The 16161-nt window shown below is 69.2% G+C and carries 17 protein-coding genes; 12 read left to right on the top strand and 5 right to left on the bottom strand.

Annotation, left to right across the window (positions count from 1 at the left end):
- Positions 1-45: 45 nt before the first annotated feature.
- Together E1294_RS07575 and E1294_RS07570 are read left to right on the top strand one after the other, a co-directional pair.
- Positions 46-726 (top strand): TetR/AcrR family transcriptional regulator, encoded by a 681-nt coding sequence (locus tag E1294_RS07575; protein WP_132506172.1) that lies wholly within the window; start codon positions 46-48, stop codon positions 724-726.
- A gap of 162 nt (positions 727-888) precedes the next feature.
- The gene (locus E1294_RS07570; protein ID WP_132506170.1) at positions 889-2274 is read left to right on the top strand and encodes a 3-hydroxybutyrate oligomer hydrolase family protein; all 1386 of its coding nucleotides are present in this window, start codon (positions 889-891) and stop codon (positions 2272-2274) included.
- On the opposite strand, the gene E1294_RS07565 is transcribed toward E1294_RS07570, so the two are convergent.
- Complete coding sequence (locus E1294_RS07565; protein ID WP_165977146.1) at positions 2267-3175, bottom strand: LysR family transcriptional regulator; 909 nt, start codon at positions 3173-3175, stop codon at positions 2267-2269. The two genes, E1294_RS07570 and E1294_RS07565, sit on opposite strands and share 8 nt — an antisense overlap.
- 133 nt (positions 3176-3308) lie before the next feature.
- Here E1294_RS07565 and E1294_RS07560 point away from each other — a divergent pair, with 133 nt between their 5' ends.
- From E1294_RS07560 to E1294_RS07550, 3 genes are all read left to right on the top strand, one after another.
- Positions 3309-4496, top strand: coding sequence for a CaiB/BaiF CoA transferase family protein (locus E1294_RS07560; RefSeq protein ID WP_132506166.1), 1188 nt, complete (start codon positions 3309-3311; stop codon positions 4494-4496).
- A gap of 18 nt (positions 4497-4514) precedes the next feature.
- Complete coding sequence (locus E1294_RS07555) at positions 4515-5888, top strand: SLC13 family permease (RefSeq protein WP_132506164.1); 1374 nt, start codon at positions 4515-4517, stop codon at positions 5886-5888.
- 83 nt (positions 5889-5971) lie between these two features.
- Entirely contained in the window at positions 5972-6616 is a 645-nt protein-coding gene (locus E1294_RS07550; RefSeq protein WP_220447610.1) for an AraC family transcriptional regulator, read from the top strand.
- 11 nt (positions 6617-6627) lie between these two features.
- Here E1294_RS07550 and E1294_RS07545 read toward each other — a convergent pair whose 3' ends face one another.
- Complete coding sequence (locus tag E1294_RS07545) at positions 6628-8160, bottom strand: pectate lyase family protein (RefSeq protein WP_132506162.1); 1533 nt, start codon at positions 8158-8160, stop codon at positions 6628-6630.
- Between the two features lie 396 nt (positions 8161-8556).
- Between E1294_RS07545 and E1294_RS07540 the strand changes: the two genes are divergently transcribed.
- A complete protein-coding gene (locus E1294_RS07540) occupies positions 8557-9228 on the top strand; it encodes a GNAT family N-acetyltransferase (protein ID WP_132506279.1) in 672 nt (223 codons plus the stop codon).
- Between the two features lie 18 nt (positions 9229-9246).
- Here the strand turns inward: E1294_RS07540 and E1294_RS07535 are convergent, their stop codons facing one another.
- Positions 9247-9768 (bottom strand): CGNR zinc finger domain-containing protein, encoded by a 522-nt coding sequence (locus E1294_RS07535; RefSeq protein WP_132506160.1) that lies wholly within the window; start codon positions 9766-9768, stop codon positions 9247-9249.
- An 83-nt stretch (positions 9769-9851) separates the two neighbouring features.
- Between E1294_RS07535 and E1294_RS07530 the strand changes: the two genes are divergently transcribed.
- Positions 9852-10724: an alpha/beta fold hydrolase gene (locus tag E1294_RS07530; RefSeq protein WP_132506158.1), complete on the top strand. Its 873-nt coding sequence runs from the start codon at positions 9852-9854 to the stop codon at positions 10722-10724.
- A 395-nt stretch (positions 10725-11119) separates the two neighbouring features.
- Here the strand turns inward: E1294_RS07530 and E1294_RS07525 are convergent, their stop codons facing one another.
- Complete coding sequence (locus tag E1294_RS07525; RefSeq protein ID WP_132506156.1) at positions 11120-12007, bottom strand: NAD(P)-dependent oxidoreductase; 888 nt, start codon at positions 12005-12007, stop codon at positions 11120-11122.
- A gap of 78 nt (positions 12008-12085) precedes the next feature.
- Here E1294_RS07525 and E1294_RS07520 point away from each other — a divergent pair, with 78 nt between their 5' ends.
- From E1294_RS07520 to E1294_RS07500, 4 genes are all read left to right on the top strand, one after another.
- Entirely contained in the window at positions 12086-12409 is a 324-nt protein-coding gene (locus E1294_RS07520) for a winged helix-turn-helix transcriptional regulator (RefSeq protein WP_425465195.1), read from the top strand.
- Between the two features lie 585 nt (positions 12410-12994).
- Positions 12995-13966: a LysR family transcriptional regulator gene (locus E1294_RS07510; protein WP_165977145.1), complete on the top strand. Its 972-nt coding sequence runs from the start codon at positions 12995-12997 to the stop codon at positions 13964-13966.
- Positions 13967-14191: 225 nt separating this feature from the next.
- Positions 14192-14392 (top strand): hypothetical protein, encoded by a 201-nt coding sequence (locus tag E1294_RS07505; protein WP_132506150.1) that lies wholly within the window; start codon positions 14192-14194, stop codon positions 14390-14392.
- Between the two features lie 41 nt (positions 14393-14433).
- Positions 14434-14730 carry a hypothetical protein gene (locus E1294_RS07500; RefSeq protein ID WP_132506148.1) on the top strand — a complete coding sequence of 99 codons (297 nt, stop codon included), beginning with the start codon at positions 14434-14436 and terminating at the stop codon, positions 14728-14730.
- A 264-nt stretch (positions 14731-14994) separates the two neighbouring features.
- Here E1294_RS07500 and E1294_RS52500 read toward each other — a convergent pair whose 3' ends face one another.
- A complete protein-coding gene (locus tag E1294_RS52500; protein ID WP_165977144.1) occupies positions 14995-15168 on the bottom strand; it encodes a hypothetical protein in 174 nt (57 codons plus the stop codon).
- 342 nt (positions 15169-15510) lie between these two features.
- Here E1294_RS52500 and E1294_RS07495 point away from each other — a divergent pair, with 342 nt between their 5' ends.
- Complete coding sequence (locus E1294_RS07495; protein ID WP_132506146.1) at positions 15511-16095, top strand: DUF5994 family protein; 585 nt, start codon at positions 15511-15513, stop codon at positions 16093-16095.
- Positions 16096-16161 lie beyond the last annotated feature (66 nt).

Genomic DNA, 16161 nt, shown 5'->3' with positions numbered 1-16161 from the left:
GGCATCGAAACCATGAATTCGGAGTCGAAGGGGCAAGGGTCGCGGATGGCCAGACGGCAGGCCCGGTTCACCACACAGGACGTGGCGGACGATCCCCGGCTGCGCGACCATTCCCCCGAACTGTGGAGAGAGGACCTGGGTGAGGTGCAGCGCCGCCTGTTGTCGTCGGCGGTGCGCTGCTTCGCCACGAACGGGTTCCACGCCACGACCACGCGCGACATCGCCGACGGCGTCGGGCTCAGCCCGGCTGCCCTCTACGTCCACTTCCCCTCGAAGGAACTGGTCCTGTTCGAGATCATCCGGGTCGGCCACGAGCGGGTCCTGGCGCGCGTACGCGACCCGTCCATCCTGGCGTTGGAGAGTTCGGCGGACCGGCTGCGCGCCATCGTCTCGGCGTACACCGTGTGGCATGCCCGCCACCACGTGACCGCGCGGGTCTGCCAGATGGAGCTGAACGCCCTCACGGCCGAGCACTACGGCGAGATCGTGGAGCTGCGCCACCAGACCAACGGATACTTCCGGGAGGCGGTCGCGCGCGGCGTCGCCGACGGGGCGTTCGCGCAGGTCGACGTCAAGCGGGTCACGCGCGCGATGTTGTCGCTCAGCATCGACCTGGTCCGCTGGTACCGGCTCGATGGCCCCGACTCGCCGGAGCAACTGGGTGAGTTCTACGCCGGCCTCGCGCTGCAGCTGGTCACCCCGTCCCACGACGCTGCCGGCGAGTGAGCCCGCGCCCTGCGGCCGCCTCACCTGTTGACAAGCGGCCCGTCCGCACCTGACTATGCGCTTAGTAACCTTCGTGATCGAGATCGAACCAGAGATGAACGCCCACATAGCGCCTTGAGCCAGGCCGGCCGGCTCAGCGGACCGGGCCCCAGGGAGTCGCACATGCCCCTTCTCCTCCGCAGATCTGCTGTCTTCTCGGCCCTGCTGGCGTCGCTCGTGGCGATTCCTCTGGTGCCGGCGGCGTCGCCCGCGCTGGCGGACACCCGCTGCTCCCGCATGGGCAAGGCCCACGTACCGGGCGCGCGGCATCAGGTCGCCGCCTGCCTGGACGACCTGACCACCGCCGGTACGGTCGCCTCGGGGCACACCGATGCCGCCGACTGGGCGGGGCTGCATTCGGCGGCCACCCGCAACCCGAGCGGAGTGCCGGGGATCCAGATCGACGGCTATTTCCCGGACACCTCCACGTCCAACCCCACCCACGGCTGGAACCACGACTCCCAGTTCGTGATCCGGCTCCCGAAGAAGTGGAACGGCGGGCTGGTGGTCGCGGGCGCGCCGGGAAACCGCCGCCAGTACGCCAACGATTTCACGATCTCCGACTGGGTGCTGGCCAAGGGCTATGCCTACGCCTCGATCGACAAGGGCAACGGCGGACTGGAGTTCTTCAAGGACGGAAAGCGGCCGGGCGACGCCATCCTCGAGTGGTACCACCGGATGACCCAGGTCACGATCGCCGCCAAGGCGACCGTCGCCCGCCACTACGGCAGATCGATCAGCAGGACTTACGCGGCGGGCATTTCCAACGGCGGCCAGCTGGTGCGCTGGGCGCTGGAGAACCACCCCGAGCTGTACGACGGCGGCGTCGACGCCGAAGGCACGCTCTGGCCGCCGGACGACGGCTCGAACGCGCTGGTCTACCTGCCGGTGGCGCTGCGCAACTACCCCAAGTACGCGCAGACCGGCGACCCCGAAGCGCACGCCGCGATGTTGCGGGCCGGTTTCGCGCCGGGCTCGGAGTTCCTGTGGGACTTCAACTACCGCTCCATCTGGGACGGCACACAGCGCAGATACCGCGAGGAAATCGACCCGGACTACGACGGTGACCTGGAAGCGGGCATCCCGTTCTGCGAGAGCGGCACGCCCAACTGCGACACCGACTACGACTACTACGCGCGCCCGAAGAGCGTGCACGAGGCGGTGCGGCGGGCGTCGATGAGCGGCCGCATCGGCAAGCCGCTGATCACCGTGCAAGGGACGCTGGACACCCTGCTGCCGATCAAGGTCCACGGCGACCCGTACGCCGCGCTGGTGCGTTCGCAGGGGAAGGCCGGGCAGCACCGCTACTACAGGATAGAAGGCGCCTCCCACCTGGACAGCGAGTACGACATGTTCCCGGACAGGATGCGCCCCCTGCTTCCCTGCATGCGGACGGCGTTCGAGGCCCTCGAACGCTGGACGGCCCTCCGCGGCCACAAGCCCCCGCCCAGTGCCACCATTCCCCGGCAGACCTCCGGAGACGTGGTCAACACCTGCGCCATCAGCTGACCGGACCGCCTGAGGCCGTGCCGCCGGCCAGCTCGTCGGCCCTGGCGCGGATGAGCCGCTGGACGATGAGGGCCGACGGCGAGGGCCTGCTGTCCTGACGCTGGGTCAGGCACAGGTGGACGGGCTGCGCGTCGGAGAGGGGAAGCCAGACCAGGTCGGTGATGTCGGCCGAGGTGTCGAACCCGGCGAGGACGCCGAGCCCGACGCCCTGGCCGACCATCACCTTGACGGTCCGCGCCGACATGGCCTGCACGACGACATCCGGGGCCGCCACGTGCCGGTGCAACGTCTCCCACATCACGGTGCCCGCCCGCATGGTGACGATGGGCCACGCCTCGAGATCACGCCAGTGGATGTGCTCGCGCCCGGCCAGCGGATGGTCGGTGCGCGCGTAGGCCCCGAGGGGCGCGGAGATGAGCGGTATCCGGCGCAGCCCCGGCGCCGCAGGGGTCAGCGGCGTGGTGATCACCCCGAAGTCCAGCGCGCCGTCCAGCACGGCGGTCTCGACGGCGGCCGAGGCTCCCTCGCGGACGGCGAAGCGCAGCCCGGGATGATGTCGGCGCAACCGGCCCACGACCGGCGCGATGATGGTCTCGACCGTCACCGTGACGCCGCCGATCTGGACCCGGCCGCGGTATGCGCCGCTCGACCGCATCGCCGACTCGCGCACCGCCAGCTCGGCCTCCACCAGCCGGCGCAGCGCTTCGATCAGGGCCTGACCGGCCGGTGTCGGGCGCACGCCGTGCCGGCTGCGGGTGAGCATGACGACGTCGAGATCCTCCTCCAGCAACGCGATCTGCTGCCCGACCGTGGGCTGGCTGACGCCGCACCGGGCGGCCGCCGCACGCAACGATCCCGTCTCGACGGCGGCCAGGAAGTAACGCGCCCGTTCCACCCGCACCGCGCCACCATAAAGGCAGAACCTTCCACCTGTGAACTCCTTCCATGTCTTCCCCGCACGCCGATGGCACGGCATGGTGACGGCAGTCACACCGATCCCGCAACCGATGTTCCCGAGGTGAAAGGAATATCCAGTGGCCAACGGTCCGCTCAGCGGAGTGCGCGTCCTGGACGTGTCGACGATCCTGGCCGGCCCCCTGGCGTCCTCGCTGCTCGGCGAGTTCGGCGCCGAGGTGATCAAGGTCGAGCATCCCGCCACGGGCGACCCGGCGCGCCACTACCCGCCGCTGGAGGACGGCGAGTCGGCCGCCTGGGCGATGCTCGGCCGCGGCAAGCGGAGCGTCACGATCGACCTGCACCACGCCGAGGCGGCCGGCCTGGTCGGCCGGCTGGCCGCGGCCGTGGACATCGTGGTGACCAACTTCCGCCCGGCGACGCTGCGCCGGTTCAGCATCGACTTCGACGACCTCAGGGCGTACCGGCCGGATCTGGTGATGGTCCAGGTGAGCGCGTTCGGCCGCACCGGCCCGTACGCCGACCGGCCCGGCTTCGCCCGCGTCGCGGAGGCGTTCGCGGGTCTGACCTACCGCACGGGCGCCCCGGAACGGCCGCCGCTCTTCGCCGGCTATCCCGTGGCCGACGGCGTCACCGGCATCTACGCCGCGTTCGCCGCCATGCTCGCGCTGCGCCAGCGAGACCTCACCGGGCAGGCCCAGCTGGCCGACATCCCCCTCTACGAGCCGCTGCTGCGGATGATGGAGGACTTCATCGTCGAGTACGGCGCGACCGGCGAGAACCGCGAGCGCCAGGGCAACCAGAACCCGCACATCAGCCCCAACGATCTCTACCGCACCCGTGACGGCCGCTGGCTGGCCCTGCCCGCCTCGACCGAGCAGATGTGGCGCCGGCTGGTCAAGGTCATGGACGCCGCGGACCTCGCCGTACACGACTCCATGACCGCCCGGCTTGAGCACCGCGAGCAGATAGAGGCGCGGGTCGCCGCCTTCGTCGCGGCGCACGACCTCGAACCGCTGATGTCGCTGCTCGTCGACGCCGGCGTGGCCGCCGGGCCGGTGAACTCGGCGGCGGACATCTGCGCCGACCCGCACATCCGCGCCCGCGGCTCGGTGGTGGAAGTGCCGGACGACAGGACGGGCCGCCCACGGCTCATGCAGGCGCCTGCCGGACGCTTCTCCGGGTTCGACGCCACGATCGGCCACACCGCGCCGGCCCTCGGCGAGCACACCACCGAAGTCCTGCGCGACCTCGCCGGGATCGAGGAGCAAGAGATCCATGACCTGCGCCACCGAGGAGTGGTCTGACCGAGAGAGAGCCTGCTCATGACCCTGGCGACTCTGTCCATCATCGTGCTGGCCGCCCTGCTCGCGGCGACCCTGATACCCGGCTTCGACCTCGGGCTGGGCGCCCTCGCGGCGGCGTTCCTCCTTGGGCTCGCCGCCGGTGTGGCGGCGAACGACGTGACGGCGTTCTTCCCGGCCGATTTCTTCGTGCTCATCGTCGGGGTGACGGCCCTGTTCGCCGTCGCCCAGCGCAACGGGACCCTCGACTGGTTACTCGATCTGCTGCTACGGCTGGCAGGCGGCCGGCTGGTGCTGATCTCCCTGGTTCCCTTCGCCATCGGCGCCGTGCTCACCGCAGCCGGCACCCTCCCCGCGGCCGCGACCGCCATCGTCTCCCCGATCGCCCTCGGCTTCGCCGCGCGGTACCGGACCTCGCCGCTGATCGCCGCCGTCCTGGGCATCACCGGAATCATCAGCGGGCTGCTCTCGCCGCTCGCCGTCTACGGCGTCACCGCACGCGAGCTGAGCACCAAGCTCGGCATCGGCCTCCCCGGCTCAGCGCCGGTGGCCTTCCTGAGCGGCGGGCTGCTCGCCGGTCTGGCCGTGTGCGCGGCCTTGCTGGTCATCGGCATGTGGAACGGCGGCATCCCCCGCGGCCGGGCCCCGGTCTCGGGGGATGTGCCCGGCGCCGCCGCGCCAGAGCCCGCGTCCGGCGCCACCGGATCGGAACCGGCGTCCGGCGTCACCGCGCCGGAACCGGCGTCCGGCGCAGGCGGCGGCACCGGGACGGCGACGGTCGCCGCGCCCGCGCCCGCGGCACCGCAGAGGCGACCCGGAGCACGTGCTTTCACCCTGCTGTGCATGCTCGCCGTCGTCGCCCTGTCCGTCGGCTTCGACATGAACGTCGGCTATCTCGGCCTGACCGCGGCGCTGGTCCTGCAGCTGGTGTTCCGGCTGCCGGTCGACGCGATCGTGTCCAGGATCCCGTGGAACGTGGTCCTGCTGATCGGCGGCCTGCTGACCTACGTGGGCCTGATGCAGCACCTGGGAGCGTTCAAGCAGATCAGCGACCTGCTCACGATAGAAGGATCGCCGCTCCTCAGCCTGCTGGTGCTCTGCTACATCGCCGGCGTCACGTCCTTCGCCGCCAGCTCCATCGCGGTGTTCGCGACCGTGATGCCGCTGCTGCCCCCGTTGGTGGCCGCCGGCGTCTCCCCGGTCGGCGGCGTGCTCGCCCTCGCTCTGGCGTCGGTGCTGGTCGACATCAACCCGCTCGGCATCACCGGCGGTCTCATCCTCGGCGCCGCCGAGCCCTCGGTCAGGCCCCGCCTGTTCCGCCAGCTGCTCACCTACGGTCTCATCTCGATCGTCGTCGCACCCCTCCTGGCCTGGCTCGCCTTCGGCTGGTGGTGACGCAGGCGCCACCGGACACAGCTCGCCGGCCGACGAGGTGACCGCGGGGTCACCGCTGCCTGGCGTCGGTGCAGTAGACGTCCTTGCCGTTCACGCAACGGGTTGCGGGGACAGGACCGCGAGTCCTGCCTGATCCCGACGAGACGGACGCGCTCTGCGGCAAGTACCGGCTCGACGGCAGCCGCCTGCACCCGCTCATGGCCGAGCTGCCCCAGGTCGTCCACCTTCCCCACCGAGTGGGCAGCCACCTGGAACTCCGCGCTGCGATCGACCTGCTCGCCGGCGAGCTCGACGAGAGCGGGCCCGGCTCCTCCATCGCGCTCCCGAGCCTGTTCGACCTCCTCCTCGTCGACATCGTCCGCTCCTGGATGACCGAGGCCACCTGCGAAACCTGGCCCCGCGCACTGGGCGACCCGGTGACGGCCGCCGCCCTGCGGGCGCTGCACGCCAACCCGGCCGCCCCGTGGAGCAACGACCGCCTGGCCGCGGAGGCGGGCGTCTCCCGTCCCACCCTCGCGCGCCGGTTCACCACCCTGGTCGGCCGCCCTCCGATGGCGTACCTCACGTGGTGGCGCCTGACCCTTGCCGCCATCTCGCTCCGCGACACCCCGGACACCCTGGCCACCATCGCCGGACGGGTCGGCTACGGCAGCCCGTACGCACTCTCACACGCCTTCGAGAGGGAGTTCGGCACCACACCGGGGCGGTATCGAGCGAAGAGGGCGTAGATCCGGGGCCGCTATCCGGCGTAGGTCTCGAACTCGGCGACCCTCGGCGTGCTGGTCGCGCCGGTGATTCGGAAGGTGATCTTGCTCAGCGAGGTCGGGGTGAAGGTGATGGTGCCCGCCCCGCTGCCGGATTTCAGGACGGCCCCGGTGCCGTGGTTGACGAGCTGCCAGGATCCGATGGCGCCCGCGGAGCCCGACGCCTCACGGATGACGACCCTGGAGACCGTCGTAGGGGAACTCCACTTGACCGAGATGTCACCGGTCGAGCCGGTCGGCGACCAGTAGGTGCTCATGTTGCCGTCCCGCACGTTGCCGTAGCTGGTGCCGCCGGCCTTGCTGGAGCCGTCGGAGCCGGCCCCGATGCTGAGATTAGTGCCGCTGGGCGGCGTGGTCGGCGGGTCGGTGGGCGTGGTCGGGGGCGTCGTGGGTTCCTGCGGTGCGGAGCAGTTGCCTGACGACTCCAGCAGTCCCTTGTTGGCACCCGCCGTCTGCCGGACGATGTCCGGCACACAACTGGCTCCGTCGAGGGCGTAGGAGTAGGGGATGCTGACGGAGGTGTTGGACTGCGGGTCGGGGCCGGCGGGGTTGTTCTCGTCGCCAGGGCTCGACCAGGTCACGTTGTCGAAGATGTTGCCGCCGACCTGCCAGTATCCTGCCTCGTCGGTGTAGAAGGTGCCGAGGACGTCTTTGGAGTCCTCGAAGTAGTTGTTGTCCACCTTGGCGCGGCCCCCGGCCCGGGAGTTGATGCCGGACTCGTGAAGGTCCACGTAGTGGTTGTTGTAGATGTGGGCGATGCCGCCACGCAGCAGGGGTGTGCGGGAGTCGATGTTCTCGTACCGGTTGTGGTGGAAGGTGACGTAGCCGTTCGAGCGGTCGCTCTCGCTGGACCCGATGAGCCCGCCGCGGCCGGAGTTGCGCAGGATGCTGTAGGACAGGGTCACGTACTGGGTGTCGTTCTTCATGTCGAAGAGGCCGTCGAAGCCCTCCGACTCCCCGCCCGAGGCCTCCAGGGTGACGTGGTCGACCCAGACGTTGCGGACGTTGCTCTCCATGCCGATGGCGTCGCCGCCGTTGGACGTGGGCGAGCCCGACTTCTTGACGTTGCGGACGGTCACGTTCCTGATGATGATGTTGCGGGCCTCACGGATGTGGATGCCCAGCTGGTCGAAGACGGCCCCGTTGCCGACCCCGATGATCGTGACGTTGCTGATCTGCTTGAGTTCGATCACGCTGTCGGCGGTGTTGCAGCTGTCGCCCGACACCTTGCTGGTGTTGCCGTGATTGATGGTCCCCTCGACCTCGATGGTGATCGGGGTGCTGCTGCTGGCCCGGCCGCACAGGGCCGCGTGGATCGCGGTGCCGGTGGTGGCTCTCACCGTCTGCCCGCCCGCACCGCCGGTGGTCCCGCCGTTGCCGGTCGCGTAGCCGGTGGCGGTGCCGGCCGCCGCCGACGCCTGGGTGATCGGTAACGCCACACCGACCGCGGCCGCAGTGGCCAGCGCGGCCAGGGCCGCATGGAATCGCAACGCGACTGCTCGTCTCATTCTCGTCCCACCTTCGTCGTCGCGGACGACCACACCGTAGGAAAGCGCTTTCCCTCTGTCAATCAAGGGTGAAACTTTCACGTCGTCACCCGGCGGCGAGGGGCCGTGCCGGCTGAGAGCTTGGCCGTGACCAGGCAGATGGCCGATGCCTCTGACGGCGAAGGCCGGCGCAGAGACGCCGATGACATCGCCCCCGGGATCGGTCGTGGCATCGTGCAGGAAGGTGTAGAAACGTTCGTCGAAATGCTCAGGAGCCCCGCGCCGGACAGCGGAGTGCTCAGCGGCGGATACGACTCGCGCCCGCGAAGGGAAGCCGGCCAGGGTCTCGTCGTCCGGCGCCGCCCGCCGCGAAAATGCAGATGCGGCATCGACATCCGTCGTGGGACGGTGCGTTGCATGGCAGACCCGCCACTGGCCGGCGACGTCCGGTTCACCACGCGCCTGCGGCTCGAACCGGCCGGTCCCGCTCACGCTCCTGACCTCTGGCTTGTGCACGGCGACGAAAAGGTGTGGCCGTGGTACGGCGGCGGCAAGCCGAGCTTCGAGCGGGCGCAGGAATCGGCGGCGTTCATGGGCGACTCGTGGCGCCTCCACGGTGTGCACAAATGGATCGCCTACGACCGCATGAGCGGCCAGGTCGTCGGTCGCGGCGGATTGTCACGCACGCCGGTCGACGACGACTGGGGTCAGATCTACGCGTTCCTTCCGGCAGAGCCGTGGGTGCGCGTCGCGCATGAGGCCCGCCGCCCGTTCGTGGCGCACGCGAACTGGCTCGAGATCGGATGGGCGCTGCGGCGGGAATTCTGGGGGCGCGGGTACGCCTGCGAAATCGGCCGTGCCGGGCTGGCGTTCGCCTTCGACGTCCTCGGGGCGCGAGCCGTGGTGTCGTGCACGGCCCGTCACAATGTGCGTTCACGTGCGGTGATGGAGCGCATCGGCATGCGGTACGCGGGCGAGATCCGGACCTGCGGCACGGCCGAAGGGATGGAAGGAGAGCAGGACGACGCGCCGTACGCGGTGTGCGTGCGGCTACGAGAAGATGGGTCCTCTGCGGCTCGAAGCGGGTGAGGCCGCTGTGGGCCCGTTTCAGCCGGCCGGCGGCTGGTGCGTGCGCTGATAGTGCCGCCGGGCCTTCATCCGGTTGCCGCACACGGCCATCGAGCACCAGCGAGCCCTGTTGGTCTTGCTGCGATCGAGGAGGAACAGCCTGCACTCGCTGTTCGCGCAGGGCCTCAGCCGCCCGGGCCGCGTCCGCTCCAGCGCGTCCCAGGTCAGAATCACCCTGACGCTCATCGCCCGCCCGGGTGGTGCGTCGAGTGACCATTCCACGCCCTGCTCCGACATGGCCGGGCGGTAGGTGGCGCCGTCGAGGAAAGGCCCCAGCGCGCTCCCCGGCCGGTCGCCGTGGAGGATCCCCTGCAAGGTGTCCCTGACCTGCCGGACGGCGTCGCGTTCCTGAGGTGACCCGTCGCCTCCCCGTTGCCGCAACCAGGCGCGCGCCTCGGCCGGATCGGCGAGGAGGTCCTGGCGGGCCCCGTCGACGACCGGAGTGCTGTTGAGCAGGTCCAACAGCACGTCTTCGTCCGCCCATGTCACCGTCTCGAACATCCCCTAACCCCTATTCGGTACTTGACAGGTTAGAATCTCATTTGCTTCAGTCTAACCATTCAATCAGATCAAAGGGGTTAGCCATGGTGAACGTCCACCACCGTTACGCGACCGTGCAAGGCCGGCGGCTGTTCTACCGCGAAGCCGGATCCCCGGACGCGCCCACCCTCGTCCTGCTGCACGGCTACCCGACCAGCTCGTTCATGTTCCGCGAGCTCATCCCGGCACTGGCCGACCGCTATCACGTCATCGCTCCCGACCACCTGGGGTTCGGGCTGTCCGACGCGCCGCCCGTCGAAGACTTCGACTACACCTTCGACGCTCTCACCGGGCTGACGGCGGGCCTGCTGGACCAGCTCGGAGTCTCCCGCTACGCCATCTACGTGCAGGACTACGGCGCCCCGATCGGCTGGCGGCTCGTCCTGGACAACCCGGACGCCATCACGGCGATCATGACCCAGAACGGCAACGCCTACCAAGCCGGCTTCGTGCCCGGCTTCTGGACGGACGTCTGGGACTACCACCGCGAGCAGACCCCCCAGACCGAAAAGGCCGTCCGGCAGGCGCTCACCATCGATGCGATCAGATGGCAGTACGTCACCGGCGTGCCCGACGAGACCCTCGTCAGCCCCGACACCTGGCACCACGATTTCGCCCTGGTCTCCCGCCCCGGCAACGACCGTGTCCAACTGGCCCTGTTCCTGGACTACGCCACCAACCCGCCGCTCTACCCCCGCCTGCACGAAGTCCTCCGCGAACGCCGGCCACCGCTGCTCGCCGTCTGGGGCAAGGGCGATGAGATCTTCGGCCCCGACGGCGCCCGCGCCTTCGCCGCCGACGTGCCCGAGGCCGAGATCCACCTCCTCGAAGGCGGTCACTTCCTCCTGGAGAGCGCTCTCGACGAGGTGACCCGGCTGATCAGAGATTTCCTCGGCCGGGCGGCGCTTCCCGCCTGAGACCCCCGCCGGCACACCGGACACGGGCGACACCGCGAGCCGGACGGCCGCATGCTCGACCCCGTCCACGGCTGTCCGGTGCGGCTGACGCACCGAACCGGCCGGGCGGGTTGCCACGGTGGGGGTCGTACGAGTCGTAAGGCGGGCCTTGGCCGCGCCGCACGCGTCGAGACGATGACGGAGCCAGACCAGGCCGTTCTCCCGAAAGACCTTCTCGTGTGGTCGTCTTCACATGCGCAACGCGGTCCGGGGCCATGACGTCCACGGCTGCGCTGCCGGCGGCCGGGCGACCTGGTCACAGGCCGCCCGGGCATCGCTGCCGATGGGTTCCCACCCGATCGGGGCCGCCCTCGAACCGTCATCCGGAGCGGTTCAGGACGGTGTCCCGGTGCACCTCACAGAGGGTTGAGGAGATCGGTGATCCGGTGGAACCCGTCGGTGCCGAGACCCCGTCCGATGGCGCGGCGCGCCAGTCCTTCGGCCGCGCGCATCACGCCCGCCTCGATGCCATGGGCCTCGGAGAGGTGGACGATATGGGCCATGGACGACACCGCCGAGGTGATCGGGTTGATGTCGTCGGAGAACCTGCCGTCGTCGACATCCTTCGCAACCTCGTCGAAGATCGGCGGAAGGATCGTGCCGATGCCCTTGGCGAACGGCGCCAGCTCCCGCGCGGTGATCCCCTCGGCTCGGGCCACCGCCAGCGCATGTGCGTAACCTGCCATCGCGGTCCAGAAGATGTCGAGCAAGGCGATGTCGTACGCGGCCGCCCTGCCGACGTCCTCGCCGAGGTGGGTGTGGGTGCCGCCCAAGGTGTCCAGCATCGGCCGGTGCTCGAGGTAGAGCTTCTCGGGACCGCTGTGGAGGAACACCCCGGCCGGCGTTCCGATGGTCGTGGTCGGCGTCATGATCGCACCGTCCAGATATCCGATGCCGTGCTCGGCCGCCCAGGACGCGGTGTCCCGGGCCCGGTCGGGGGTGTCGGCGGTCAGGTTCACGAGAGTGCGCCCGTGGAGCGTGTCGGCGACCACGTCACGCCGCACGATGGCGTTCACCGCGTCGTAGTTCAGCACGCAGACCACGGTCGCACCGCTCGCACCGACCGCCTCCTCGGGCGATCGAGCGCTGATCGCGCCCCGCTCGACCAAGTCCTGCTCCTTGCCCGGCGTCCGGTTCCAGACCGTGGTCCGTAGGCCGGCCTCCAGGAAGGCGCCGGCCAGGGCCCGGCCCATCGGCCCCAGACCGAGCACGGTGACGGCAGACTGTTCAGCGTGTGAGGTCATGCCTCAACTCCTCGACAATGAGTGAACGGTGATGAATGGGGGATGGCGATGACGCGCAGCCGCGCTCAGGATGTGAACGTGTGCGGAGTGACCGCGGCGATCGCGGTTATCGACGGCAAGTGGAAGACGGCGTTGCTCTGGCTCCTGGAGTCCCGCCCGCACCGCCCCGGCGAGCTACGCAGGCGGCTGCCGGGACTCACCGAGAAGGTGCTGACTCAGACGTTGCGGGAGATGGAGACCGACGGACTGGTCCACCGGGAGGTCTACGACGTACGGCCGCTGAAGACGGTGTACTCGCTGACCTCCTTCGGCCGTGAGCTCTCCGAAGCGCTGGCACCACTTTCCGATTGGGGCCATCGCCGCCTGGAGAAGCTGGCCGAGTCGTCCCAAGCGGTTTCCTGAAACATCGCCGGCCTCCCCGTCTTATCCGGATGTGAGGGCCCTTCGGCCCGCACGACCAAGCTTCAGGCCGCCCCGGCCCGGTCGACAAGTACCCACAAAAAAGTGGCCACGGCGGGCGGCGCTCACACGGTCCGTTCGTGTACGTGACACCAGCGCCAGGTCGTCTCCGGCTCCAGTGGCGTGACCACCGGATGGTCGGTCTCCCGGTAATGCTGCGGGCGTGGGTGCGTGGCGAATCGTCGGAACAGGCCACTCAGCCGCACGTCAGGCACGCCACCAGGCGAGTCCAGATCAGGCCGAGGACCAGGCATTCTTCGCACTGCGGCAATCCCTGCTTTCCGGTTTCGTTGCCGGCCATGGCGGCGCACCAGTGTCGCGGTGGTCATGATCGACCTGGTGGCCGGGCGAGGCCGTCGGCGTCGCGGTGCGCTCGTCCCGCGTGGCCTGTTCATCCTGCGGGAATGTACGCGAAGATCGCTTGCAGGGAACTCCGATCCAACGAGCCTCTCGCCACACTTCACGAAGCACCTAGATTGGGGGAGACGGCCCGTTTCGGCGCCGCCCAGGCAGGCAGGGGTGGTGGGCATGGAGTTACGTCAGCTGCGCTATTTCGTGGCGCTGGCCGAGGAGTTGCACTTCGGCCGGGCGGCCGCCCGCGAGCACATCGTGCAGTCCGCGCTGAGCCAGCAGATCCAGCGGCTGGAGCGCGAGGTGGGGGTACGACTGCTGGACCGTACCACCCATCACGTCGATCTGACTTCGGCGGGCGCAGCCTTCCTCATCGAGGCGCGTCAGATCCTCGACCACGTGGGCCGGGACGGGCAGGCCGCGCGCAACGCCGTCGCCTCAGCGCCGACGCTGCGTGTCGGCATCATCGACGCCGGCTACGACACCATGCCGCAGATCCTTCGCGAGCTCCAGAGCAACCACCCCGATATCACCATCCATCAGGTCGAAGCGGGCTCCACCGAGCAGTACCGGCAACTGGCCGACGGCCGCCTGGACATCGCCATCGGATCTGCTACCCGGCTTCCGGCCGAGGTGACCTCCAAACTCATAAGACTCGATCCGCTCGGCGTGCTGGTGCCCGACGACCACCCCTTCGCCGACCTCGACGACGTACCCGTCGCCGCTCTCGCCGACGAAGTCCTGCTGCTCGGCGAAGAAGCACAGTCACCGGAGCTCAACCAGTTCGTCATCACACTGTGCCGCGAAGCTGGATTCACGCCCACCATCTACGAGGGCACCGTGCAGAGCAGCCGCGCCGCCGCCGACCTCGTACTCCAGCACCGCTGCGTCTACTGCGTCCCCTCCTCCTTCCGCACCTCCAGCCGGCCGGGCACCACCTGGCGGCCTCTGACCGAACCTGCCATGCACCACCCCTGGTCGCTGCTCTGGCACGACGCCAATCCCTCTCCTCACATCGCCACCGTCATCAACAGCGCCCGGAGGCTGGCCGAGCGGCTCGATTGGCTGGAACCCGCCGGTCCAGCCACCGGGTCATCGCCCGGCGAAGGTGCTCCGAGTGCCACCGGCCACAGCGATGAGGTTGTCTGAGGCGCGGGGACTGGACGCTGCGCACCACGAAAGCCTGGTGATCGGTTCTGGAGATGGATCCTTTTCGAATCGCCTGTTTCGGCGCGGACCGCGTGGGTGTCAGCTGGAGGAGAACAAGCTTGACCGTCGGCAGCGGTGATCATGCGGCCGCCGGCCCGCTGCTTCGACCGGTCAGGGAAGACTGATCACGTGCAGACATCGATGCACCGCCAGAGGAGCGCGGCCATGGGTACCATCGCTTGGATCATCCCGGGACCGGTCTCCGGAGCGTTGGCCAGAATGCCGGCCCCGTCGCACGTCGCCGGCGTCCAAGGGTTCTTCGACCTGTCCACCTGGCGGTGCGCCGCCGTCAGCGCGGCAGTCCTGCTGCTCGCCCGCAACCTCATCCCCGTCCAATGCTCGAACCAGCGGACCGGTCGTCGATGAGAGCGTCAGGCGCTCTCCGAAGCTCACGCCCCGGCCGCTGGATGGCCATCGCCGGAGCCATCGCGGTCATCGGCTTCGGCGCCATCCTCACCTTTGCCCTGGCCGGGGGGTCGGTAAGCGGAATCGACCTGCGCGTCCCGGGCGTTATCCTGATGCTCTGTGGCGCCCTCGGGTTGTTGCTGCCCCTGCTCCACGTCAGGTCACGCTGGAGCCAGTCGACCGCCCGCAGCCGTCAGGACGCCATCGACGATCTGCCACCGCTCAACCCGGCTGCTCCGTCCGGCCGCGATGCCAGGCGCCGCCGCGACCGCGAGCCTCCCGGCAACCGCTTGACCTGATCACCACCAGAGGCGCGGCCGCCGCCCGGTGAGCCGGCGGACCGGAGCCACCGGGCTCACTGCGGGCCCGCTGATCTTCCTGATCACCAACCCGGTCGGATTGTCCGGCGCCGCGTTCCTGCTACCGGTCGCGCGGAGTACTTGCGGGCGGGCCGCAGAATCTGGCGCCACAGCTCTTTGCTGATCGCTCGAAGCGGCAATATGCCGGCCCGCGGGCCGGCATATCTATCGTTTTCCGTCGAGGTTGTTGACGGGGGTCGGCGGTCAGCGTCTGAACATGTCTTTGATCTGCTTGCCGCGCCGCCTGAGAGTTTTCTCCGGCCTGCTTGCCGCGCCTTTCGACTCCAAGTGCTGGTTTCCGGTGGCGCGGCCGAAGTGGAGCATGATCCAGCCTTGGATGGCCCACGTCTTTGACTTGATCTTCCCGGTCAGGCTCACAGTGCTTCCCTTCGGCAGCCCTCGGGGTTCGCCTCGAAGGCCCGTGGATCCGTCGTCGCCGGGGGACCATGTCCGGCCGGCGTTCAAGGCCGCAACGCGGCCTGATTCGAGGATGCTCTTCCGGACCGAGAACGGAAACAAGAAATTACCGACCTGGTTATCTCCGCATTCGATAACAGCACCGATTTTGCCGATGGCGACTCAATGTCTCTCCCGTGCGTCGCAGAAAGAGGTACAACAAAAATACCGAGGACATTCCGTGCGTTGGCATTCGGGTTGGCGTCGCCCGCGGCGATAGACCACTTCGGCCTTCGATGAGGGCCTGGCAGGCCAGGCAACAAGATGACAGCACTCGTCTCCCCGCCCACACCGTCGAACCCGGGCACCGCTGCGGTCGCCACGGCCCGTTCCGCGATCAGGCTCAGGCTGAATCCCGTCCTTGACCGGAGGGGCACCGTCGACGGAGCGTGGTGGCCCCGCTCCAGCGACGCCGCCGCCGAACTCCCCGACCTCATCTCCGCCATCGAGCAGCGGCTCGGCAGAGCCGTCCTGCGCGTGGGCCTGTATCACGACGTGTGGGATCACATCCCGCGCCGCGTCACCGCCCGCGGGCGGCAGGTCAAAGTGGGCTCATTCCGCAGTGCCGACCCGCATCTGATCACCCTGTCCATCGAGGGAACCGCGCCCATCAGTGTGCTGGTCATCCCACCTGGCACCGCGAACGATCCGGCCATGGCAGCCCTCACGTCCGCCGCCGCGGGCACGGTCGGCGTCGGTCCTGCTGACATCCTCCACCCCACCGGCCAGGACGAGGAGATGCGAGGTCACGACAGCTCAGCCGCGTGGGAGAACGAGGGCGGCCGCGTCGCCGATCTCGAGCCCGCATGGCCCGCCGATCGAGGGTTGAGGACGTGGTTCCTGGCGTAGGTACCGCTGGCTGGTGCCTCCATCGCTGTCCGGTCATTCGTCCGGCCAGTCGTCCCTCGAACTTGT

Source organism: Nonomuraea diastatica, from assembly GCF_004349015.1.
GTDB lineage: Bacteria > Actinomycetota > Actinomycetes > Streptosporangiales > Streptosporangiaceae > Nonomuraea > Nonomuraea diastatica.
This window is presented reverse-complemented; position numbering and strand designations above follow the sequence as displayed.